This window comes from Streptomyces sp. NPDC053079, from assembly GCF_044546695.1.
In the GTDB taxonomy this organism is placed as follows: Bacteria; Actinomycetota; Actinomycetes; order Streptomycetales; family Streptomycetaceae; genus Streptomyces.
In genome coordinates, this window is record NZ_JBITZJ010000006.1 from 287,470 (window position 1) to 308,023 (window position 20,554).

At 71.1% G+C, this 20,554-nt stretch carries 21 protein-coding genes and 1 riboswitch; of the genes, 11 read left to right on the forward strand and 10 right to left on the reverse strand.

Annotated features, from left to right (window positions below):
- The first annotated feature begins 19 nt into the window (after positions 1–19).
- Together ACIGXW_RS23565 and ACIGXW_RS23570 are read left to right on the forward strand one after the other, a co-directional pair.
- On the forward strand, positions 20–1,147 hold the full coding sequence (locus tag ACIGXW_RS23565) for a pyridoxal-phosphate-dependent aminotransferase family protein (protein WP_399574889.1): 1,128 nt from the start codon (positions 20–22) through the stop codon (positions 1,145–1,147).
- A gap of 219 nt (positions 1,148–1,366) precedes the next feature.
- Positions 1,367–2,143 (forward strand): TetR/AcrR family transcriptional regulator, encoded by a 777-nt coding sequence (locus ACIGXW_RS23570; RefSeq protein ID WP_399574890.1) that lies wholly within the window; start codon positions 1,367–1,369, stop codon positions 2,141–2,143.
- A gap of 43 nt (positions 2,144–2,186) precedes the next feature.
- Here the strand turns inward: ACIGXW_RS23570 and ACIGXW_RS23575 are convergent, their stop codons facing one another.
- A complete protein-coding gene (locus tag ACIGXW_RS23575; RefSeq protein WP_071966111.1) occupies positions 2,187–2,648 on the reverse strand; it encodes a MarR family transcriptional regulator in 462 nt (153 codons plus the stop codon).
- 209 nt (positions 2,649–2,857) lie between these two features.
- Here ACIGXW_RS23575 and ACIGXW_RS23580 point away from each other — a divergent pair, with 209 nt between their 5' ends.
- The 5 genes from ACIGXW_RS23580 (at position 2,858) to ACIGXW_RS23600 (ending at position 7,610) form a co-directional block, all read left to right on the forward strand.
- Positions 2,858–4,078 carry an MFS transporter gene (locus ACIGXW_RS23580; protein WP_399574892.1) on the forward strand — a complete coding sequence of 407 codons (1,221 nt, stop codon included), beginning with the start codon at positions 2,858–2,860 and terminating at the stop codon, positions 4,076–4,078.
- 125 nt (positions 4,079–4,203) lie between these two features.
- Positions 4,204–4,632 (forward strand): heme-binding protein, encoded by a 429-nt coding sequence (locus ACIGXW_RS23585; protein ID WP_071966108.1) that lies wholly within the window; start codon positions 4,204–4,206, stop codon positions 4,630–4,632.
- 61 nt (positions 4,633–4,693) lie between these two features.
- Positions 4,694–5,326 carry an HAD family hydrolase gene (locus ACIGXW_RS23590; protein WP_399574893.1) on the forward strand — a complete coding sequence of 211 codons (633 nt, stop codon included), beginning with the start codon at positions 4,694–4,696 and terminating at the stop codon, positions 5,324–5,326.
- A 179-nt stretch (positions 5,327–5,505) separates the two neighbouring features.
- Positions 5,506–6,963, forward strand: a complete 1,458-nt coding sequence (locus ACIGXW_RS23595; protein WP_399574894.1) for a globin domain-containing protein — start codon at positions 5,506–5,508, stop codon at positions 6,961–6,963.
- A gap of 32 nt (positions 6,964–6,995) precedes the next feature.
- Positions 6,996–7,610, forward strand: coding sequence for a pyridoxamine 5'-phosphate oxidase family protein (locus ACIGXW_RS23600; protein ID WP_399574895.1), 615 nt, complete (start codon positions 6,996–6,998; stop codon positions 7,608–7,610).
- A gap of 43 nt (positions 7,611–7,653) precedes the next feature.
- On the opposite strand, the gene ACIGXW_RS23605 is transcribed toward ACIGXW_RS23600, so the two are convergent.
- The 3 genes from ACIGXW_RS23605 to ACIGXW_RS23615 form a co-directional block, all read right to left on the reverse strand.
- Positions 7,654–8,151: an NUDIX domain-containing protein gene (locus ACIGXW_RS23605; protein WP_071966103.1), complete on the reverse strand. Its 498-nt coding sequence runs from the start codon at positions 8,149–8,151 to the stop codon at positions 7,654–7,656.
- A gap of 41 nt (positions 8,152–8,192) precedes the next feature.
- Entirely contained in the window at positions 8,193–9,089 is an 897-nt protein-coding gene (locus ACIGXW_RS23610) for a LysR family transcriptional regulator (RefSeq protein WP_360911136.1), read from the reverse strand.
- Positions 9,090–9,287: 198 nt separating this feature from the next.
- Positions 9,288–9,668 carry a phage holin family protein gene (locus tag ACIGXW_RS23615; protein WP_071966100.1) on the reverse strand — a complete coding sequence of 127 codons (381 nt, stop codon included), beginning with the start codon at positions 9,666–9,668 and terminating at the stop codon, positions 9,288–9,290.
- A gap of 81 nt (positions 9,669–9,749) precedes the next feature.
- On the opposite strand from ACIGXW_RS23615, the gene ACIGXW_RS23620 reads away from it, so the two are divergent.
- The 3 genes from ACIGXW_RS23620 (at position 9,750) to ACIGXW_RS23630 (ending at position 11,393) form a co-directional block, all read left to right on the forward strand.
- Positions 9,750–10,067 (forward strand): cupin domain-containing protein, encoded by a 318-nt coding sequence (locus ACIGXW_RS23620; RefSeq protein ID WP_071966099.1) that lies wholly within the window; start codon positions 9,750–9,752, stop codon positions 10,065–10,067.
- A gap of 219 nt (positions 10,068–10,286) precedes the next feature.
- Positions 10,287–10,505, forward strand: coding sequence for a DUF5326 family protein (locus tag ACIGXW_RS23625; RefSeq protein WP_071966097.1), 219 nt, complete (start codon positions 10,287–10,289; stop codon positions 10,503–10,505).
- A 441-nt stretch (positions 10,506–10,946) separates the two neighbouring features.
- Positions 10,947–11,393 (forward strand): SsgA family sporulation/cell division regulator, encoded by a 447-nt coding sequence (locus ACIGXW_RS23630; RefSeq protein WP_071966095.1) that lies wholly within the window; start codon positions 10,947–10,949, stop codon positions 11,391–11,393.
- Here ACIGXW_RS23630 and ACIGXW_RS23635 read toward each other — a convergent pair.
- From ACIGXW_RS23635 to ACIGXW_RS23645, 3 genes are all read right to left on the reverse strand, one after another.
- The gene (locus ACIGXW_RS23635; RefSeq protein WP_399574896.1) at positions 11,390–12,994 is read right to left on the reverse strand and encodes an SPFH domain-containing protein; all 1,605 of its coding nucleotides are present in this window, start codon (positions 12,992–12,994) and stop codon (positions 11,390–11,392) included. The genes ACIGXW_RS23630 and ACIGXW_RS23635 overlap by 4 nt on opposite strands.
- Before the next feature lie 160 nt (positions 12,995–13,154).
- Positions 13,155–13,355, reverse strand: a complete 201-nt coding sequence (locus tag ACIGXW_RS23640; protein WP_071966092.1) for a hypothetical protein — start codon at positions 13,353–13,355, stop codon at positions 13,155–13,157.
- A gap of 18 nt (positions 13,356–13,373) precedes the next feature.
- Positions 13,374–14,693: a YibE/F family protein gene (locus ACIGXW_RS23645; protein WP_399574897.1), complete on the reverse strand. Its 1,320-nt coding sequence runs from the start codon at positions 14,691–14,693 to the stop codon at positions 13,374–13,376.
- Positions 14,694–14,756: 63 nt separating this feature from the next.
- A riboswitch (TPP riboswitch) is annotated at positions 14,757–14,893 on the forward strand.
- On the opposite strand from ACIGXW_RS23645, the gene thiC reads away from it, so the two are divergent.
- The gene (gene thiC, locus ACIGXW_RS23650) at positions 14,887–16,665 is read left to right on the forward strand and encodes a phosphomethylpyrimidine synthase ThiC (protein ID WP_071966089.1); all 1,779 of its coding nucleotides are present in this window, start codon (positions 14,887–14,889) and stop codon (positions 16,663–16,665) included. Its footprint overlaps the riboswitch before it by 7 nt.
- 33 nt (positions 16,666–16,698) lie before the next feature.
- Here the strand turns inward: thiC and ACIGXW_RS23655 are convergent, their stop codons facing one another.
- The 3 genes from ACIGXW_RS23655 to ACIGXW_RS23665 all read right to left on the reverse strand — a co-directional run bounded on the left by ACIGXW_RS23655 (position 16,699) and on the right by ACIGXW_RS23665 (position 20,335).
- Complete coding sequence (locus tag ACIGXW_RS23655) at positions 16,699–17,586, reverse strand: hypothetical protein (protein ID WP_399574898.1); 888 nt, start codon at positions 17,584–17,586, stop codon at positions 16,699–16,701.
- A gap of 183 nt (positions 17,587–17,769) precedes the next feature.
- Positions 17,770–18,867 (reverse strand): metallophosphoesterase, encoded by a 1,098-nt coding sequence (locus tag ACIGXW_RS23660; RefSeq protein WP_399574899.1) that lies wholly within the window; start codon positions 18,865–18,867, stop codon positions 17,770–17,772.
- A gap of 355 nt (positions 18,868–19,222) precedes the next feature.
- On the reverse strand, positions 19,223–20,335 hold the full coding sequence (locus ACIGXW_RS23665) for a LacI family DNA-binding transcriptional regulator (RefSeq protein ID WP_071966079.1): 1,113 nt from the start codon (positions 20,333–20,335) through the stop codon (positions 19,223–19,225).
- Between the last annotated feature and the right edge of the window lie 219 nt (positions 20,336–20,554).

A 20,554-nucleotide genomic window follows, 5' to 3' on the forward strand; every position in this document is an offset into this window, starting at 1 on the left:
AAACCACCTGGAAGGCACCGTGACCGCGAACACCGCACCGGACCTGCTCGACCTCGCGCCCCTGGGCGCCGCTCAGTTCGCCCGCATCGAGGACAAGGTCGCGGCGCTGATGCGCACGCGCGAGACGGTCGTCGCGATGCAGGGCGAGGCGCTGCTGCCCCTGGAGGCGTGCATCCGTTCGGCCGTCCGGCCCGGCAGCACCGCGCTCAACGTCATCACCGGTCCGTACGGCGAGACGTTCGGCGGCTGGCTGCGTTCCTGCGGCGCCGAAGTGATCACGGTGTCGGCGCCCTTCAGCGGTGCCGTCACCGCGGCGCAGGTGGCCGAGGCGCTCCGGGCGAACCCGGCCATCGACTTCGTCAGCCTCGTCCACGCCGAGGCCGCCACCGGCAACACGAACCCCGTCGCCGAGATCGGCGCCGTCGTCCGCGAGCATGGCGCGCTGCTGATGCTGGACGCGGTCGCCTCCGTGGCCGCGGAGCCGCTGCTGACCGACGAGTGGGGCGTCGACCTGTGCGTCATCGGCGGCCAGAAGGCGATGGCGGGGCCCGCGGGGGTCTCGGCCGTGTCGGTCAGCGCCCGCGCCTGGGAGCGGATCGCCGCCAACGAGCAGGCGCCCCGCCGCTCCTACCTCTCCCTGCTGGACTGGAAGGAGCGCTGGATCGACGGCGGGCGCACGGCGCTGCCGCACGCCCCGGCGCAGCTGGAGATGCTCGCGCTGGAGCAGGCGGTCGACCGCATCGACGCGGACGGCCTGGACAACGTGATCGCCCGTCACCGTGCCGCCGCTGCCGCCACGCGGGCGGGCGTACGGGCCCTGGGCGCCCTCGCTCCCTACGTCGTACGGGACGAGGACGCCGCCCCCGCCGCCACCACCCTGCGCGCGCCCGAGGGCGTCGACGCGCGGGACGTCGTGGCGGCGGCCCTCGCCGCGGACGCCTCCGTGCCGGTCCAGGCGGCGGCCGGGGCGCTCGCCAAGGAGATGATCCGAGTCAACCACTACGGGCTCGACGCGGACCGGGAGACCGTCCTGTCCACGCTGTCGGCGCTGGGAGAGGGACTGCGGGCGCTGGGCGTTCCGGCAGGGGAGGAGAGTGCCGCTCTGGCGGCCGCCGGCGCGGCGTGGGACGCGGCGATTCCGGCCTGACCTCGGTGATTCCCGCCTGACCTCCGGGTAGGGCTGCACGGCAACGGCTTCTTCGGGCCGCCGCCGGCGCTTCTGGCGCCGACGGCGGCCCTTTTCATTGCTTTTCTTCCCTTTGCTCGCTTATGAACCGTTATGCCGGTGCAGGCCCTCCGTCATATGCGCGGATAGAATCGGAACCTCCAGCCCGTTTCGTCATCCGGCCCGTGGAGGCCCGCGCGCATGGCACACCGCAGGAATCCTCCCCCGTCCTCGAGGGCCTCCTCGCAGTTGCGCGCCGACGCGCGGCGCAACCGGGTGCTGGTCCTGCAGGCGGCCCGATCCGCCTTCGAGGAAGCCGGGTTGGCGGTGCCGCTGGGCGAGATCGCCCGCCGGGCCGGGGTGGGCACCGGCACGGTCTACCGCCATTTCCCCACCAAGGAAGCCCTGTTCAGGGCCACGGTCGTGGACCGGGTGCGCCTTTTCACCGATACGGCAAGGGAGTTGGCGCAGGCGGAGGACGCCGGCGGGGTGTTCTTCCGCTACCTGGCGGCGGTGGTGCGGCTGTCCACGCGGAACAAGGGGCTGTGCGACGCGCTGGAGGGCAGTTTCGAGCCCTCTCCCGGGGTGGAGGACGACTTCCGCGCGGCCCTGTCCGTCCTGCTCGCACGGGCCCAACAAGCGGGCACCGTACGCAAGGACGTGACCATCGGCGATGTGATGGCCCTGCTCGTGGGCTGTCTGTCGATGGAGCAGCGGCGGGGGCCCGGTGTGGCTCCCGGCAGGATGACTGCCCTGGCGTGCGACAGCCTCCGTCCGGGGCGTCGCGTGACGAAACTCCCCCCGAATCCGGCAGTCGGCCGTAACGAAACGGGATGTGCCGTGTGCGGCGGGGCGATGCCGTCCGCTCGTACGGGCCGGCCCGCCCGGTACTGCGGCGCGGCCTGCCGGCAGAAGGCGCACCGGGAGCGGGCCCGGGCCCGCGGTGCGTCAGAGGTGGTACGTGAAGCCGAGGTGTGAGGCCTCGAAGCCCGGCCGCTCGTAGAAGCGGTGCGGGTCTACGCTACGGCGCCGGTGCGAGGGACTCCACGGCGGCGACCAGGGGGGCCAGCTCGGCGCGGCCCGACGCTTCGTCGAGCGCTTCGCGCAGGGCGGCGTCGTTGGTGGGGCGGGCGTCCTCGAGGAGGGCGCGGCCGGCGTCCGTGACGTCGGTGTAGATGCCGCGGCGGTCGGTGAGGCAGAGGTAGCGCGTCAGGAGTCCGCGGTCCTCCAGGCGGTTGACCAGGCGGGTCGTCGCGCTCTGGCTCAGGACGACGGCGTCCGCGACCTCGTTCATGCGCAGGTGGCCGCCCTCGCCGTGGTGCTGGCGGCTCAGGACGTCGAGCACGGAGAACTCGCGCACGCTCAGCTCGTGGTGGGCCTGCAGCGCGCGCTCTATGTGCGTCTCGATCCGGCTGTGCAGGGCGGACAGGGCGCACCAGCCCTGCGCGAGCCCGACGGGAGCGGAGTCCGGGGTGCGGGACATGGGGGTGTGCCCTCCTTCGCGGTCGTACGCGCGTGTCGTCCGATGCCGTGCGGACGTGCCGTACCAAAAGGATAGCTCTCCTCCGCAATAGCCAGCGCTTGCAAGTAAATGCGTCTGCAATTATTGTGGAGGCCGGTAAAGGCCTGCCGCAAAGACCTGGCCGGACCCCTCTCCCCTGCCCGATCTCCCCTGCCTGAAGGACCCCCGTCATGCCCCTCGCCCTGCTGGCGCTCGCCATCGGCGCCTTCGGTATCGGCACCACCGAATTCGTCACCTCGGGCCTGCTCCCCGAGGTCGCGGACGAGTTCGGCGTGTCCATCCCCACCGCCGGCTACCTGACCACCGGATACGCGCTCGGCGTCGTCGTCGGGGCCCCGATCCTCGCCATCCTCGGCAGCCGCGTCCCGCGCAAGCAGATGCTGATGGGCCTGATGGGCCTGTTCATCGTGGGCAACGCCCTCTCCGCCGCCGCCCCCGTCTTCGGGGTGATGCTCGCCGGGCGCATCGTCGCCTCGCTCGCGCACGGCGCGTTCTTCGGGATCGGCGCGATCGTCGCCGCGGGCCTCGTCGCCCCGCAGAAGAAGGCCGGGGCGATAGCCATGATGTTCACGGGGCTGACGGTCGCCAATGTCGTGGGCGTGCCCCTGGGCACCCTCATCGGCCAGAACGTCGGCTGGCGCGTCACCTTCTTCATCATCGCCGGCCTCGGAGTGCTCGCCGTGCTCGGCATCGCCGCGCTGGTACCGCGCCAGCCGCGCCCCGAGCACACCCGCGTCTCCGGCGAGCTGGCCGCCTTCCGTAACCCCCAGGTCCTGCTCGCCATGGCGATGACGGTCCTCGGCTTCGGCGGCGTCTTCACCATGAGCACCTACATCACCCCGATGATGACCGACGTCACGGGCTACGCCCCGGGCTCCGTCACCTGGCTCCTGGTCCTCTTCGGCCTCGGCCTGGTCGGCGGCAACCTCATCGGCGGCAAGTACGCCGACCGCGCGCTGATGCCCATGCTCTACACGGGCCTCGGCGGCCTCGCGATCATGCTCGCCCTGCTGCCGCTCACCGCACACGACAAGATCGCGGCCGCGATCACCATCCCACTCATCGGCGCCTTCGGCTTCGCGACCGTGCCGCCGCTGCAGAAGCGGGTCCTCGACCAGACCGCCGACGCCCCCACGCTCGCCTCCGCCGTCAACATCGGTGCCTTCAACCTCGGCAACGCGATAGCGGCCTGGCTCGGCGGCCTCGTGATATCGGCCGGCTTCGGCTACACCGCCCCCAACTGGGTGGGCGCCCTGATGGCCGCGTCGGCGCTGCTGCTCGCACTCTTCTCCGCGCGGCTGGAGCGGCGTACGGGCCGGGCCGGACGGATCGCCGCGACGGGCGGGGCGCCCGTGGCCGCCGAGCCGGAGGCCGTACCGGCCGGCCGCTGAGGCACCGCCGAAGGGACCCGGGCGCCCGCACCACGCGGGCACCGCGCTACCCGGCCGCCCACCACTGCACCACCTCACCACCTCGCCCTTCGGCGAGTACGCACCACAGCAAGGAGCACCCACCCATGACCGCCAACACCCCGGTCCTTCCGCTCACCACGGACGAGGCGGACGCCCTCGTCGCCGCCGCCCGTCGCGCCGCCGACGAGCAGGGCATACGGACGGCCGTCACCGTCCTCGACGCGGGCGGCCATCTGCTGGCCTTCCGGCGCGACGACCGGGCTGTGCTGATCGCGGGGGAGACCAGCACGCGCAAGGCGTTCACCGCCCTGCAGCTGGGGACGCCCACCGCCGACCTGGTCGACGCCGTCCAGCCGGGCGCGCTCTTCCACACCCTGCCCACGGCCCTGGACAGGCCGCTGCTGTTCATCGCCGGAGGGGTTCCGCTGCACCGCGACGGCCGGCTCATCGGTGCGGTCGGGATCGGCGGCGGAGCGCCGGAGCAGGACCACGGCGTCGCGACCGCGGCCATCGAGGAGGTGCTGGGCGGCTGACGACGGCCGGGGGAGCGGCCTGGGCGTCCGCGCGCGGCGCGTACGCCTAGGCTCGGCGGTCATGAGCAGACTGCACTTGTTTGATCTGGACGGAACGCTGATCCACGGCTCGGCGGCGGCGGTCGAGATATCCCGCCAGCTGGGGCTGGAGCCGGAGATAGGCGAGCTGGAGCGGGCGTTCGCGGCGGGGCAGCTGACGCCGCCCCGGTTCGCCGAGCTGGCGGTGGAACTGTGGGGGGAGCTGACCGAAGCCGAGGTCGCCGCGGCCTTCGAGGGCGCGCCCTGGCTGGCCGGCATCCGCGACGTCTGGGCCGACATCAAGGCGCGCGGCGAGCGGTGCGCCGTGATCTCGCTGTCGCCGGGGTTCTTCGTGGAGCGGCTGCTGGACTGGGGAGTCGACGCCGCCCATGGCTCGCTGTGGCCGGCCGTGCCGTTCCGGGACCCGGTGGATCCGGCGGGCATCCTCGACGCCGCGGCGAAGGTGCGCATCGCGGACGAGCTCTGCGCCCGCTTCGGGCTGACCCGCGCCGACTGCGTGGCGTACGGCGACTCGATGTCGGACGCGCGGCTGTTCGCCATGGTCCCGGTGTCCGTGGCGGTCAATGCGGACCACCATGTGCGGGACCTCGCCTCGCACCACTACACGGGGCTCGATCTGCGCGAGGCCTACGAACTGATCAGCGGGCCAGCCTAGCCCCAACGGGCGTGCTCTCGCACGGACTTCCGGTGAAAACGCGGGCGCCGCGACGAGCGGTGGCATGCTGCGCGTACGGGAACAGCGACGCATCACCAGAGCGGGGAATCGCGGGTACCTTCCGTCTCCTTCGGCGGAAGCGCGCGGTCCGACCGAGAGATGTTCGAGGCGAGGCAACGATGAACGCTCCGACCACCCCATCGGCCGATGGAAGTACGCCCGGGGAGGACATCGGGCGCCCCTCCGCCCGGCCCGCGGCCCCGGAGCCCGCGGCCTCCCCCGTGCCCCGCTGGTCCCGCGAGACGCAATGGCCCCCCGGCTCGCGCTGGCAGCCCCTGGCCTACCAGGAGCGTGAGCATCGCCGCACGGCCGAGGACGTGCCGGGCGGCACCGCCCGGCACGACGAGCCGCGGAGCCACGCGTCGGGGCCTCCCGAGCCGGGGCCTCACCAGCCGGGACACCCTGGGCCGTCCACCCCTGCCTCCACCTCCGCCCCCTCCCCCGACGCCCTGCTGATCCGCGCCACCCTGGCTGAGATCGAGCCGATCGCCGACAAGGTCACGTCGTACTTCTACGCGCTGCTGTTCGTCCGCCATCCCGACCTGCGCGCCCTCTTCCCCGCCGCCATGGACGTCCAGCGCGACCGGCTGTTCAAGGCCCTGCTGGCCGCGGCCCAGTACGCCGACGACGCGGCCACGCTCACCGCGTACCTCTCCCAACTGGGCCGCGGCCACCGCAAGTACGGCACGCTGCCCTCCCACTACCCGGCCGTCGGGGAGTGCCTGGTCGACGCGCTCTCCCGCTATGCGCCGCAGACGTGGGGAGAGGAGGCCCAGGCGGCATGGGTGCGGGTGTACACCGCCGTCTCGCAGATCATGATCGATGCCGCGGCCGAGGACGAACGGACCTCGCCGGCCTGGTGGCAGGCCGAAGTCGTGAGCCATGAGCCGCGTACGCCGGACATCGCCATCGTGACCTTGCGGCCCGACCAGCCCTACCCCTTCCTCGCCGGCCAGTACGCGAGCGTGGAGACGCCCTGGTGGCCGAGGGTCTGGCGGAACTACTCCTTCTCCTGCGCCCCGCGCGAGGACGGCCTGCTGTCCTTCCACGTCAAGGCCGTGCCGGCCGGCTGGGTGTCCCGTGCGCTGGTGCACCGCGCCCGCCCCGGCGACGTCATCCGGCTCGGTCCGGCCACGGGTTCGATGACCGTCGACCACAGCAGCGACAACGGAATGCTGTGCCTGGGCGGCGGCACCGGCATCGCTCCCATCAAGGCGCTCGTCGAGGACGTGGCCCGGCACGGCCGCAGCCGTCCCGTCGAGGTCTTCTACGGCGCCCGTCACAACGGCGACCTCTACGACATCGACACCATGCTGCGATTACAGAAGACGCACCCCTGGCTGTCGGTCCGCCCGGTCGTCTCCGACGGCCCGACACTGGGCCTGAGCGGCCAACTCCCCCAGGTGGTCCGCAAGTACGGGCCCTGGAACGCGTACGACGCCTATCTCTCCGGGCCCCCCGGAATGATCCGCAGCAGTGTGGACACCCTGGTCGGTATAGGCATACCGTCCGACCGCATACGACACGACTCGCTCGACGAACTGACCGCGTCGACGACATCGTCGGCGACTGGCTGAGGCACGAGCTGATCCGGACGGGTGGTGGTCTCATGAGGGCCGGCAGCGATGGCGAGCACCGGCTCCAGCAGCGGCTCGGCACCTCCGACCGCGCGGCACGGTTCTACGGCGACCAGGTGCTCTCCCATGTCAACGCGCGCATGCGCGCGTTCGTGGCCCGGCAGGAGATGTTCTTCCTGGCCACCGCCGACCGGCACGGGGAGTGCGACAACACCTTCCGGGCCGGCCCGCCCGGCTTCCTGCGGGTCCTGGACGAGCGCACCCTCGCCTATCCGGAGTACCGGGGCAACGGCGTCCTCGCCAGCCTCGGCAACATCGAGGAGAACCCGCACGTCGGCATCCTGATGATCGACTTCTTCCGGGACCGGATCGGCCTGCACGTCAACGGCCGGGCCCGGGTGGTCGACGACGCCGCGCTGCGGGCGGCGCACCCCGGGCTGCCCGTCGACGAAGTGCCCGGCCGCCGGGCGGTGGTGTGGGTGGAGGTCACGGTCGAGGAGGCCTACATCCACTGCGCCAAGCACATCCCGCACCTGCGGAAGGCGACCCGCGAAACGGGCCGGGAGGGCGACGGCCGTGCCTGGGGCACGGACGACACCCGGCGCAAGGGCGGCGACTTCTTCGGAGCCGCCGCCGGTACGCCCTGAGCACCGGTACGCCCTGAGTGGCGCCGGACCGGCCGGGGCCGGGTCAGCCGAGGTCGTGGGCGAGCAGGGCTCTGACGCCCTCGATGTTCTCGCGCAGGTACGACCGCAGGGAGGGCGGCACGACCTCCACCGAATCGATTCCCTTGCGGGTGAAGGGGATGCGCACCACTTCGTACGTGCCGACCGGCTCGTCGACCTCCGGACCGTGGCGCAGCGAGAGGTCCATCGAGGCCAGCCGGCAGACGAAGAAGTGCTGCACCTTCACGCCGTGGGCGGCGTGGTGCAGGGAGTGCGAGACGGTGTCGACGAACGCGGGGACCACGTCGACGACCTTCGCCCCGAGCTCTTCGTCGACCTCGCGGTGGAGGGCGGCGACGACGGTGGTGTCCTGCGGTTCGACGCCGCCGCCGGGAGTGATCCAGTACGGTGCCTCGCCGGGCTTGGTGCGTTTGATCAGGATCATGTCGAGCGCGTCGGAGCCGGGCTCGCCGTCGAGCAGGATGGCGCGGGCGGTGCGTTTGACCACGGGCCGTTCGGTCATAGGGGACATCTGCCGCGCAGGCCCTCCGGTGAAACCACCTGTCACCAGGAAACGGCGGCGCGCAGCAACCACTCGTGCGCCCGCGCCAGATGCGGATGGGCGAGCGTTCCGGCCCGTACGAGCAGGAAGTAGGTGCGCAGGGGCGGCACCGGAGGGTCCAGGAGGGCGACGACCTCGCCGGTGTCCAGGGCGTCCCCGCACAGATAGCGGGGCAGGACGCCGATGCCGGCCCCGGCCGCTATGGAGGCGAGCACGGCGCGCAGATCGGGGACGATGACGGCGCCGGCGGACAGGGGCTTGGCGTCGAAGACGGAGGACCAGTAGCGGGAGACGAGGGGCAGGCTCTCGTGCACCTCGACCACGGGCAGGTGTTCCAGGACCTGGACGCCCTTGTCGCGGACGACGGCCGCGCCGCCGAGGCGGGCCGCCCAGCGCGGGGCGGCGACCAGGACGTGTTCCTCGTCGCACAGCGGGGTGGCGGTCAGCAGGCGGCCGCGGGGGCGTGAGGTGGCGATGGCGAGGTCGTGGTGGCCGGCGGCCAGGCCCTCGAAGAGCTCTTCGGCCATTCCGTGGGACGCGCGCACGGTGAGGCCCTGGGCGATGAGCGGGGTGAGCGCGGGCAGGGCGCGCAGGGCGGTGAACTCGGGCGGGCCGGCCAGGTGCAGGGTGCGGTTGGCCCACTGCTCGTCGAGGTCGGCCTCGGTGATCTCCAGCAGCGCGTCGACGTGCGGGGAGATCTTGTGCGCCAGTTCGTCGCCGATGGTGGTGGGGCGGACCCCGCGGGCCAGGCGGAGGAAGAGGGGGCGGCCCAGCTGGCGCTCCAGCGTCCTGATCTGGCTGGTGACCGCGGGCTGGGACAGGCCCAGGAGTGCGGCGGCACGGGTGAAGGAGCCGGCCCGGTGCACCGTGACGAATGTGCGCAAAAGGGCCAGATCCATGCCATCTCCCCGGGTTCGCCGCCACCCATCGTAGGGGGAACTATAAATAAGTCGATAGGGCGCTGCCGTCGGCGTGATTGGACACTGACGCAGAGTCAACTAGCCTGGGTCGCGCGGTTCTTCGTGCGGCATTCCGCGCCTGGACCGTGACGGCTCGAGCCAAGAGGGGGGAGGCTCGAGCCGTCCTTCGTGTTCCCGTCAGTCGTTCTCGTCCGGCAGGATCACATGCATCGCCCAGGCCACGATCGAGATGATCACGCCGCCCACCAGTGCCGCCCAGAAGCCGCCCACGTGGAAGGCCAGGTCGAGCCGGTCCGCCAGCCATGAGGTCAGCAACAGCATCAGTGCGTTGATCACCAACGTGATCAGGCCGAGCGTGAGAATGAAGAGCGGGAACGACAGCAGCTTCACGACCGGCTTGACGAGGAAGTTGACCGCGCCGAAGACGAGCGCGACGAGGAAAAGCGTGACCACCTTGCGGGCGGTGTTCTCGCCGGACAGTGTGATGCCCTTGAGCAGCCAGATGGCTACCGCCAGGGCCGCCGCATTGGCGATCGTCTTGACTACGAAATTCTTCATGGTGAGATCGTTGCAGACGCGCGCGGCCGATGAAGATCAGTGCAAAGAGCGCGACCGGCACAGGTGAGGGGTGAACGGCGCATGAAGGCGTTCCGGCTGGATGAGCTGGAAGCGGAGCGGGCCGCGAACGAGGGCGCGTATCTGCAGTTCCTGCGGGAGCGGAACATGTCCGTCGGCCTCTACGCGCTGAACGCCGGGGACACCGATCCCCAGGCGCCGCACGCCGAGGACGAGGTGTACGTGGTGGTGAGCGGCCGGGCGTCGATCACGGTCGGAACGGAGACCACCCAGGTGGGCCGGGGCAGTGTGGTGTACGTCCCCGCCGGGGTGACGCACAGGTTCCACCACATCAGCGAGGACCTGAGGGTCCTGGTCGTCTTCTCTCCGCCCGAGAGCTGAGCCGGCCCCCCGGCATCCCGTAGGGGGACGCTCAGGGACGGACGGGGGCTGCGGGGCCCCCGCGGGCCCACCTGCCCGTCCTAGCATCGAGAGCAGGCCGGGGCATTCCGCTCCGGGCGGCCGGTGGCTCTTGGCGTCGCATTCGCGCGTCGGGCCGCGGCGGTCGTGATGTGACAAGGCCGCGTGAAAGCACGCACGAAGCGGAGAGCAGGGGTCGAGATGGCTGAGAAGGGGATATTCGAAGGACTGCCGTGGTGGGTGAAGTGGATCGCCGTGCCGGTTCTCGTGCTGGTGGTGTTCGGCAGCCTGATCCTGAGTGTGCTCGGCTTTGTCATCAGCCTGCTCTTCAAGGCGCTGCTGCTGGTGGCTCTCGTCGGTGGTCTGATCTTCGTGGTCAAGAAGTTCACGTCGTCCTCGTCGTCGAGGGGCGACTGGTAGGAACCGGCCGACCCGGGCGAAAGGGGGACCGCCCGGGAACGTCCCACCGGCAGGCCGCGTCGCCCACGCCGTCGGCCGGTGTCCGCTCGGTCAACTCAACGAAGCGGAAGGCCGGGAGTTATCTCTCCCGTCAACTTCTCTCCTCCATCTCGCCGTCAACTTGAACGAGACGCCCGCTGCCCAAACGGTAATCCGTGTGCCCTCGGGCCACTTTGGCCAGTTCTCGGCCGTTCCGTGCCATCAAATCCCACGTTACGACTCCAGCCAGTAGTCGAGTCGCTACGCTCCAGAGTCGGAGAGCTCGTATGCTCACCCTCGGTCTCCATGAGTAACTGGAAAATCACTCCTTGTGATCCACTGGGCGTTCTTGTCAGACTATGGCGTCATTGGGGCCATCAGGCTTCAATCCCTGCCAAACCGACGAAGACGGGGCATTGGGCGATGCGCGACACAGTTCAGGCAGAAGTGGTCATGACCTTCCTCGTCTCCGAGGAGCTGTCCTTCCGGATCCCGGTGGAGCTGGGCTACGACAGCAGCGATCCCTACGCCGTGAAGTTCACCTTTCACCTCCCCGGCGATGCCCCGGTCACCTGGGCTTTCGCGCGGGAGTTGCTGCTGGACGGGCTGAGCCAGCCCTCCGGCGAGGGCGATGTCCACATCGCCCCCGCCTCCGCGCAGCACCTGTCGGACGTGTTCATCCGGCTGCAAGTGGGTGGGGAAGGGGCCCTGTTCCGGGCGGGTGCGGCGCCGCTGGTGGCCTTCCTCGACCGGACCGACCGGGTCGCCCCGCTGGGCGAGGAGCACTCGGTCGCCGACTTCGACTACGACCTGGCCGCGGCGCTGGACAGCATCCTCGCCGGCAACCCCGAGGGTCAGAACGCCGGTTAGCCGGCCGCAGCCGACGGGCGCTTGGGCCCGCTGCTGCCGCCGTCCCCCTCGACCCCCTCGATCGGCACCCGCTCGGAGCGCGGTGCCGCACCCTGGGCCGCGGGCGCCGGAATCCTCACCCCCGGACCGCTGCCGCCCTGCTCGCCGGTGGCTTTGTCGACACTGTCACCGTTCACGCCCGTGCTCGCCCGGGTGCCCGGCCCGTCGGCCGTGCCCATGGTCGCGAGCAGCTGCCGCGCGAGCCCCAGCCCCGTACCTCCCATCGTCAGCGCCTTCGCGAACAGGTCGGACATGCCGTCCGCCCCGTTCAGCAGCACCATGTGGTCCACGTTCCCGAACGCCTGAGCCCCGGCCCGCACGATCTCGGGCCAGTTCTCCGCGAGTTGCTGCGCCACCACCGCGTCCTGGTTCTCGGCCAGTGCCGCGGCCCGGGCCTTGATGGCCTCGGCCTCGGCGAGGCCGTTCGCCCGGGCCGCCTCGGCCGCGGCCAGACCCTTGGCCTGCGCCGCCGCGGCCTCGGCCTCGCCCGTCGCGCGGGTCGCCGCCGCCGCGGCGGTGCCGCGTGCCGTGGTGGCCTCCGCCTCGGCGGCGGCCGCCGTCTTGACCCTCGTCGCCTCGGCGGCCGCCGCCAGCTCGGTCTCCTTGGCCTTGGCCTGGGCCGCGGAGATGCGGGCGTCGCGCTCGGCCTCGGCCAGCGTCCGCTTCTCGTACGCCGCGGCGTCCGCGGGCTTGCGCACGTCGGCCTGCAGCTGCTGCTCCCGGCGCTGGGCGGCCAGCTCCGCGACCCGGGTCTCCTGGACCACGACCTCCTGCTGGGCCGCCGCCTCGGCGAGCGGGCCGGCCTGGCGGGCCTTGGCGGCGGCGCTGTCCCGCTCGGCCTGATAGCCGGCCTGCAGGATCTCGCTGTCGCGGGTCGCCTGGGACATCCGGGCGGCGGCCTGCTGCTCGGCCTCGGTGGCCAGCCGGTCCGCCTCCGCCTGGGCGATCCGGGCGTCCCGCTGGACCGCGGCGGCGTGCGGGGCGGAGAGGTTCTTGATGTAGCCCGTGGGGTCCTGGATCTCATGGATCTGCAGCGAGTCGATGATCAGGCCCAGCTTCTCCATCTCCGTGCCCGACGCGGCCCGGGTCTCGCCCGTCAGCCGCTCCCGGTCGCGGATCATGTCCTCCACGGTCAATCCGCCCACGATCGAGCGCAGATGACCGGCGAAGACGTTGTGCACCCGCTCCGCCATGAACTTCTGCTGGTCCAGGAAGCGGCGGGCGGCGTTGGCGATGGAGACGAAGTCGTCCCCCACCTTGAAGATGACCACGCCATGCACCTTGAGTGGAATGCCCTGTTTCGTCACGCAATCCACGTTCAAATCGGCCTCGTTGAGGTCGAGTGACAACTTCCGCACCACCTGCACCCCCGGCAGCACGAGCGTTCCCCGCCCCGTGACGATCCGGAAGCCCATGCCCTCCTCCAGGCCCTCCGTGCGGTGCTTGGAACCGGAGATGACCAGGGCCTCGTTCGGCTCCGCGACCCGCCACATGAGTTTGAACAGCCCGAGCAGGATGCCGACCGCGACGAGCGCGACCCCCGCCACGATGCCAATGAACATGCGTAGCCCCCCTTTTGCGGCCCGTCCCGGGCCGTGTGATCAAGAAGAGTCCGCCCGGGCGTACCCGGGCGAAGACGCCCCTACCCCCTCGACTGGATCTTGAACGCCCGGAACCGGCAACACCACGTAAGGAAACCCGCCATCACCCGGCCGTCGCGCCTCAGCCGTAGGCAGGCGTCACATAGACCGTGCGGGGCGGCAGATACTCCACGACCACGACGACCGTGCCCCGCTCGATGCGCCCGTCCCCCTCGGCCGGATAGGCCAGGAACGCCTCGGCACCGCCCCGCACCCGCACCATCACCTCGCCGACCAGCCCCGGACCGACCGTCCCCGTCACTCTGCCCAGCGCACCGACCACAGGAAGCCCCCCGTTTCCTCACTTCGCGCGGCGGCGCCTGCCGCCCCGCGACCGCGTTCTCCCCGTGCTCGCATTGTGCCGGTCGGCACTGACAACGAGCGCCGCCAGCAGGGTCGTCACCGGGACCGAGGCCACCAGCCCGATGCTGCCCACCAGCGTGCGGACGATCTCCTCCGCGACGATCTCGCTCGTCGCCACCGTCCCCACCCCACTGTCGGCGATGGTGAACAGCAGCAGCAACGGCAGGGACGCGCCGGCGTAGGCGAGCACGAGCGTGTTCACCACCGATGCGATGTGGTCCCGTCCGATGCGCATCGCCGAGCCGTACAGTTTGCGCCAATTCGCGGTCGGATCGGCGTCCTTCAGCTCCCACACCGCCGAGGTCTGGGTGACGGTCACGTCGTCGAGCACGCCCAGCGAGCCGATGATGATGCCGGCCAGCAACAGGCCGCGGATCTCGATCTGCGGATACAGCCCGTGCACCAGGCCGGTCTGGTCGTCGGTGTTGCCCGTCAGATGGGCCCACTCGATGAACAGCGACCCCAGCAGGCCGATGACCAGCAGGGACATCAGCGTGCCCAGCACCGCCACCGAGGTCCGGGCCGTGAGCCCATGGCACATGTACAGCGCGATCAGCATGATCGCGCTGCCGCCGATCACGGCGACCAGCAGCGGGTTCGAGCCCTGGAGGATCGCCGGCAGGATGAACAGCGTCAGCACCCCGAAGCTGATCACCAGCGCGATCAGCGCGAAGAGCCCGCGCAGCCGCCCCACCACCACGACCGCGAGCGCGAAGACCACGGCGAGCACCACCATCGGGAAGGTCCGGTCCACGTCCGTGACCGAATAGCGCAGATTCTCCGGGGCCTTAGGCGCGTACGCCAGGACCACCTTCTGCCCGACGTCATAGCGGCGGGAAGCGCTCGGCTGTACGACCTCCGTGAAGGTCTTCCCCTTGTCGGGGCCCGAGGCCACCTCGATCGTGGCCTTCTCGCACGGCCCCTGGTCGGCCGGCGGCGCACCCGGCGGCGCCTGCTGTTGCTGCGGCGGCTGCCCGCCCGACCTGGGGCAGGTGAACTCCTCGATCTTCACCACCCGCCCCGACTCCGTCTTCTGGTCGAGGCCCACACCGGTGTGCTGGTGCGGAGGGGCGCCGCCCGGCCAGAGGACTATCAGGCCGGTCACCACGGCGACCGCGAAGGGGATGAGCACCGCCGCGATCACCTTGCGCAAATGCGCCGAAACGGGTGACGCGGGGCCATGGCCATGGGAATGGCCATGCCCGTGGGAATGGCCGTGTGCGTGGGGGGTGTGAGGGCTGGGATCAGTGGGGGTCACCCCCCGATCATCGCAAGCCCCCCTGGCAGCTCCGCGCCGGAAGGCGCTAGCGTGGTGCCACCTTTTTGCAATCGCGGGAGCTCGGAGCACCGGGCTGAGAGGGCGCTGACCTCCGTACGGAACACGTACGGACGCCGCTGCGTCGACCGCCGAACCTGTTACCGGGTAATGCCGGCGTAGGGAGACTGGTCTGATGACCTCGCAGGATGCACGCACGTCCGAAACCGGCCGGGAGATCGGCTGGCACAAGGACTACGTGACCGGCTCGCGGCCGGACCTCAGGGTTCCGGTGCGGCGAGTGCACCTCACCAACGGGCAGGACGTACGGCTGTACGACACCTCCGGCCCGTACACCGATCCAGCCGTCGCGACGGACGTCCGGCGCGGCCTCCTCCCGCTCCGGGAGAACTGGATCATCGGCCGCGGCGACACCGAGGAGTACGCCGGGCGCCCCATGCGCCCCGAGGACGACGGCATCAAGCACACCTCGCCCCGCGGCGGCCTGAAGAACCTGGACGCCGTCTTCCCCGGCCGCCCCCGCCAGCCCCGCCGGGGCCGCGGCGGCGCCGCGGTGACCCAGCTCGCGTACGCGCGCCGCGGTGAGATCACCGAGGAGATGGAGTACGTCGCCCTCCGCGAGAACGTCTCCCCCGAGACGGTCCGCGAGGAGATCGCGGCCGGCCGCGCCGTGCTCCCGGCGAACGTGAACCACCCGGAGATCGAGCCGATGATCATCGGCAAGAAGTTCCTGGTCAAGGTGAACGCCAACATCGGCAACTCCGCCGTGACCTCCTCCATCGAGGAGGAGGTGGAGAAGATGACCTGGGCCACCCGCTGGGGCGCCGACACGGTCATGGACCTCTCCACCGGCCGCAACATCCACACCACCCGCGAGTGGGTGCTGCGCAACTCCCCCGTCCCCATCGGCACCGTCCCGCTCTACCAGGCCCTGGAGAAGGTCGACGGCAAGGCCGAGGAGCTGACCTGGGAGATCTACAAGGACACGGTCATCGAGCAGGCCGAACAGGGCGTCGACTACATGACCGTCCACGCCGGCGTGCTGCTGCGCTACGTCCCGCTGACCGCCCGCCGCAAGACCGGCATCGTCTCGCGCGGCGGCTCGATCATGGCCGCGTGGTGCCTGGCGCACCACAAGGAGTCGTTCCTCTACGAGAACTTCGAGGAGCTCTGCGAGATCCTCGCCGCGTACGACGTCACGTACTCCCTGGGCGACGGCCTGCGCCCCGGCTCGATCGCGGACGCGAACGACGAGGCGCAGTTCGCGGAGCTCAGGACGCTCGGCGAGCTCAACACCATCGCCAAGCGCCACAACGTCCAGACGATGATCGAGGGCCCGGGCCATGTCCCGATGCACAAGATCAAGGAGAACATCGACCTCCAGCAGGAGATCTGCGAGGAGGCGCCGTTCTACACGCTCGGCCCCCTGACGACGGACGTCGCACCGGCGTACGACCACATCACCTCGGGGATCGGCGCGGCGATGATCGCCTGGTGGGGCACGGCGATGCTCTGCTACGTCACGCCCAAGGAGCACCTGGGCCTGCCGGACCGCGACGACGTGAAGACCGGCGTCATCACCTACAAGATCGCCGCGCATGCGGCGGATCTCGCCAAGGGCCACCCCGGGGCGCAGGAGTGGGACGACGCCCTCTCCGACGCGCGTTTCGAATTCCGCTGGGAGGACCAGTTCAATCTGGCCCTGGACCCGGAGACGGCCCGCGCCTTCCACGACGAGACGCTTCCGGCCGAGCCGGCGAAGACGGCGCACTTCTGCTCGATGTGCGGACCCAAGTTCTGTTCGATGAAGATCTCCCAGGACATTCGCCGTGAGCACGGGGGAGATCTTGCCGTCGCCGCCGGGGAAGCCGTCGATCCGCAGGCCGGAATGGCGCAGAAGTCCAAGGAGTTCGCGGCCTCGGGCAATCGCGTATATCTGCCGATCGCGGACTGAACCGCGCGGACCGGCCGACGGTGGACCACCGGCCTATTCGGGCCGGTGGTCCGTGCCGAACTCGGGGCTCGTGAAATCCGGGCTGGTGAAGCCCGCACGGGTGGACGAGGACGGGTCGCTGTCGGGGCTGGAGAAGCCGGGCCGGGAGTAACCGAGCTGGGGGGTGCGGCCGGGGCCGGACGGCTGCCTGCGTACGGGGGCGGGGCGCGGCCCCGATCCGTTGGCCAGCGCTTCGCGGAGGAAGGGCAGGATGCCGCGCTCCAGCAGCGCCCGCCGCCAGGCCTCGCGGGCCTGCTCGGCCGCCTCGGAGAGGCCGTCGCCGTGCGGCGCCTCCTGCTGCCGGCCGTTGCGCAGGGCGGTGCGCAGCATGCCGGACATGGCGACCAGCACTCCGGCGACGGTGAAGCCGCCGAACCACCAGCCGACCGTGATCATCTGGCCCGCGACGGGCTCGCTCGAGCCGACCGTCCGCATGACGTAGCCGATCAGCAGGAAGAGGAACGCGGCGATCCCCGCCAGGGCCGGGGCCAGGACGGCCAGGACCGCTCCTGCGCCGGCGCCCTCGTCCTCGGGCACGTCGGCGGGCTCCGTCTCGGGGGAGGGCGCACTGCCGTGGCTGCCCTCGCCGCCGTGCGCCACCGCGCTGGCGACCGGCCGGGGCCGGGCGGCGGCCGACCGGGCGCGCAGTTCCTCGCGCGCGCCGAGGAAGTCCTGGTATTCCGTCGCCGCGCACGCGCAGATGGCGGACATGGCGCTGAGTGCCATGGTGCGCAGTTGTTCGGTATTGAGCCGCTGTCCTATCGCGGCGGCCAGTGCGCTGATCTCAGGGTCTCGGTCCGCTGAACGCAACGCCTGGTCGAGAACCCGCTCGAATTCCGGGCGGTCCTCGGCCAACAGGTGCGGAGCGCTGTTCATGTGCATCCCCCGATGCTCCGTAGGGCCTTGATGCCGGCTGTACCACCGGGCAGTGGGCGGAAACGGAGGAGAGCCTGCTACGGATAAGCCGATGGTAGAGCCGCACGGGCGCGGGGTGACAGTGTGTTTCCCGAATTACCCCGCGCCGGTGGAACTCCTCATCTGCCCGTGGAGCGCCCCGCTGAACCCTCAGCCGGCCAGCGGAAGTTGCACGACCAGCAGTTTTCCGGCCATGGTGACGCCGCCGTCCATGGCGAGCGCCAGCCCGTCGGCGTAAAGATGCGGACCGTCCACCACCGGCGCGCCGCCGCCGTCCTCGTCCGCCTCCTCGGTACCGACCTCGCCCAGGAGGTAGGGGATGGGGCTGTGGCCGTGCACGATGCGGGCGCCGCCGTAGGTCTGCAGCAGCTCCCGTACGGCCATCGGGCCGGCGTCCTCGTCGCGGAAGGCGAACCGCTTGGTGAACTTGCGGAACAGGTCCCAGACCTCATCGGGGTCGTTGCGCTGCAGGGCCTCGGTGATCGCGTCGTTGACGTCCTCGATGGAGTCGCCGAATTCCAGGTAGGCGGTGGTGTCGGAGTGGACGAGCAGGTGCCCGTCCTCGCGCGCCATGGCGTCCAGGCGCGACATCCACTGCAGGTGGTGGTCCTCCAGGCGCTCCATGTCGGTGCGCTGGCCGCCGTTGAGGAGCCAGGCCGCCTGGAAGGAGGCGGTGCCGGCGCCGGAGTTGACCGGCGTGTCGGCGAACCGCTTGGCGCCGATGAGCAGCAGCTCGTGGTTGCCCATGAGGGCCTTGCAGTAGCCGCCGGCGGCGGCGGCCTCGGCGGACAGCCGCATGACGAGGTCGATCACGCCGACGCCGTCCGGGCCGCGGTCGGTGAAGTCGCCGAGGAACCACAGGCGGGCGTTGCCGGCGGCCCAGTGCCCCTGGGCGTCGATGAGCCCCTGGGCGGCGAGCGCCTCGTACAGCTCGTCGAGGTAGCCGTGGACGTCGCCCACGACGTACAGCGGGCCCGGGCCGGTGGGCAGGGGCTCGTGCTGGGGAGCGGCCAGGGGGGTCAGCTCGACGGTGGGCACGTCCTGGGGAGGAGCGCTCTGGGCGATGACCGGGAGGTCGCGCGCGGTGGGTGTGTACCCCTCGGGGTACTCCGGGTACTCGGGAGCCGCCTGCGGGGGCGGGACCGCCCGGTCGTAACCGGGCATGGGAGGGGGAGCGGCGTACCCGGGGAAGGGCGGCATCGCCGCCGCGGTCCGTGCCGCAGGTCCCTGACCGGCCCCCTGAGTCATCGACCCCTCCACCATCGCGCCGCCGTGCACCTTGTGGACCTTGCCTGGTCGACGGCGGTCCGTGGTGTCGTGCGCCCATCATAGGAATGACCGTCGCGGGTTGTGACGCACCAGGGGCTGTGAATCGGGGCGGGAGACCGGGATCGCCGGTCATTTCTCCCCAAATGAGCCGTTTGATGAGCCGTTCGCGCCGGTCAGACGGGCTCCGGGCGGCTCCCCGTGGTCGGTGACCCGCTTCCTCGTGCGCCGGACACCGGGTCCACTCCGGTTGACGCGGTCCGGGCGTGGCAGGTCCTGGTGGGTCGCGGCCCGGGCGCCGGCCGGGTCGCGGTCGGCCGGGGCGGGCAGCTGCGGGTCAGGTCGCGGCGGGTCCGCGCGGCGGGCTGACGGTGGTGCGCGGGTGACGTCGTTCGGAGGAGGTCCGGACGATCAGTTCGGTGGGTATGACCTGTTCCACCGGGCGGCCGGTGTCCAGGCCCTCGATCGCGTCGATCAGGAGCTGGACGACCGCGGTCCCGATGCGGCGCGGCTTGAGCGACAGCGTGGTGATGGGCGGCTCGGTCGTGGCGTAGACGGTGGACTCGCTGCAGCAGACGAGCAGCAGATCGTCGGGTACGCGCAGACCGTAGCGGCGGGCGGCCGCGAGCAGGTCGGTGCCGTTGGGGTCGAACAGCCCGTACACCGCGTCGGGCCGGTCCGGGCGGGCGAGCAGCCGGTCGGCCGCGACGGCGCCCGCGCAGGGGTCGTGGGCGGGGTACTCCTCGTAGACCGGGTCCTGGCCCACGCGCTCGCACCACCGCAGGTAGGCGGTGGTGGACAGCCGGGTGTAGGTGTCCGTGGTGGTGCCGGTGAGCAGGCCGATCCGGCGGGCGCCGGCGTCGGCGAGGTGGTCGAGGATGCCCAGCACGGCGGCCTCGTGGTCGTTGTCGACCCAGGCGGTGACCGGCAGGGAGCCCGCGGGCCGGCCGTCCGAGACGACGGGGATGCCCTGGCGGACCAGGTCGGAGACGACCGGATCGTGGTCGGAGGGGTCCACGACGACCGTGCCGTCGAGGGCGACGTTGGACCACACGTCGTGCCGGGAGGTGGCCGGGAGGATGACGAGGGCGTAGCCGCGGGCGAGCGCGGCGGAGGTGGCGGCCCTGGCCATCTCGGCGAAGTAGGCGAATTCGGTGAAGGTGAAAGGTTCATCCCCGTAGGTGGTCACGGTCAGGCCGATGAGCCCGGACTTTCCCGTACGGAGGGTGCGGGCCGCGGCGGACGGGCGGTAGCCCAGCCGGTCGGCGACCTCGCGGACATGGCGGCGGGTCGCGTCCGGTAGCCGGCCCTTGCCGTTGAGCGCGTCGGAGACGGTCGTGATCGAAACCCCGGCGGCGGCGGCCACGTCCCGAATGCCCGCCCGCCCCTGCCGACTGCCCCTGCGGGACGGTTCCGCCCGGCTCACCTGATGCTTCCCTGCTGCTGTCATGGCGAGCCGATAGTAGGGCTCGGGTGGTCCTTTGGCAGGGCGTCCTATTTGACTGTTGACAGGCACGTTTCTGCTGTGGCGATTCCCTTCAATGACCATGGAAACGCAGGCAGTTAAGGGTGGGTGTGCGGTGGCGTCGGGGCGTGGCATATCCACCCCTCATGATTGGTCCAGGTCTCGAAGAGGTCTCAACTCACCTTCACGGGGGATGCGCGCCAC

What these genes read in the sequence shown, in the direction of transcription:
- ACIGXW_RS23590 (WP_399574893.1), top strand. Translation starts at nt 4,694, where the DNA reads ATGAGCAGACTGCACTTGTTTGATCTGGACGGAACGCTGATCCACGGC.
- ACIGXW_RS23605 (WP_071966103.1), bottom strand. Translation starts at nt 8,151, where the DNA reads ATGACCGAACGGCCCGTGGTCAAACGCACCGCCCGCGCCATCCTGCTC.
- ACIGXW_RS23600 (WP_399574895.1), top strand. Translation starts at nt 6,996, where the DNA reads ATGAGGGCCGGCAGCGATGGCGAGCACCGGCTCCAGCAGCGGCTCGGC.
- ACIGXW_RS23585 (WP_071966108.1), top strand. Translation starts at nt 4,204, where the DNA reads ATGACCGCCAACACCCCGGTCCTTCCGCTCACCACGGACGAGGCGGAC.
- thiC (WP_071966089.1), top strand. Translation starts at nt 14,887, where the DNA reads ATGACCTCGCAGGATGCACGCACGTCCGAAACCGGCCGGGAGATCGGC.
- ACIGXW_RS23655 (WP_399574898.1), bottom strand. Translation starts at nt 17,586, where the DNA reads ATGCACATGAACAGCGCTCCGCACCTGTTGGCCGAGGACCGCCCGGAA.
- ACIGXW_RS23575 (WP_071966111.1), bottom strand. Translation starts at nt 2,648, where the DNA reads ATGTCCCGCACCCCGGACTCCGCTCCCGTCGGGCTCGCGCAGGGCTGG.
- ACIGXW_RS23610 (WP_360911136.1), bottom strand. Translation starts at nt 9,089, where the DNA reads ATGGATCTGGCCCTTTTGCGCACATTCGTCACGGTGCACCGGGCCGGC.
- ACIGXW_RS23615 (WP_071966100.1), bottom strand. Translation starts at nt 9,668, where the DNA reads ATGAAGAATTTCGTAGTCAAGACGATCGCCAATGCGGCGGCCCTGGCG.
- ACIGXW_RS23630 (WP_071966095.1), top strand. Translation starts at nt 10,947, where the DNA reads ATGCGCGACACAGTTCAGGCAGAAGTGGTCATGACCTTCCTCGTCTCC.
- ACIGXW_RS23660 (WP_399574899.1), bottom strand. Translation starts at nt 18,867, where the DNA reads ATGACTCAGGGGGCCGGTCAGGGACCTGCGGCACGGACCGCGGCGGCG.
- ACIGXW_RS23580 (WP_399574892.1), top strand. Translation starts at nt 2,858, where the DNA reads ATGCCCCTCGCCCTGCTGGCGCTCGCCATCGGCGCCTTCGGTATCGGC.
- ACIGXW_RS23665 (WP_071966079.1), bottom strand. Translation starts at nt 20,335, where the DNA reads ATGACAGCAGCAGGGAAGCATCAGGTGAGCCGGGCGGAACCGTCCCGC.
- ACIGXW_RS23625 (WP_071966097.1), top strand. Translation starts at nt 10,287, where the DNA reads ATGGCTGAGAAGGGGATATTCGAAGGACTGCCGTGGTGGGTGAAGTGG.
- ACIGXW_RS23595 (WP_399574894.1), top strand. Translation starts at nt 5,506, where the DNA reads ATGAACGCTCCGACCACCCCATCGGCCGATGGAAGTACGCCCGGGGAG.
- ACIGXW_RS23635 (WP_399574896.1), bottom strand. Translation starts at nt 12,994, where the DNA reads ATGTTCATTGGCATCGTGGCGGGGGTCGCGCTCGTCGCGGTCGGCATC.
- ACIGXW_RS23570 (WP_399574890.1), top strand. Translation starts at nt 1,367, where the DNA reads ATGGCACACCGCAGGAATCCTCCCCCGTCCTCGAGGGCCTCCTCGCAG.
- ACIGXW_RS23620 (WP_071966099.1), top strand. Translation starts at nt 9,750, where the DNA reads ATGAAGGCGTTCCGGCTGGATGAGCTGGAAGCGGAGCGGGCCGCGAAC.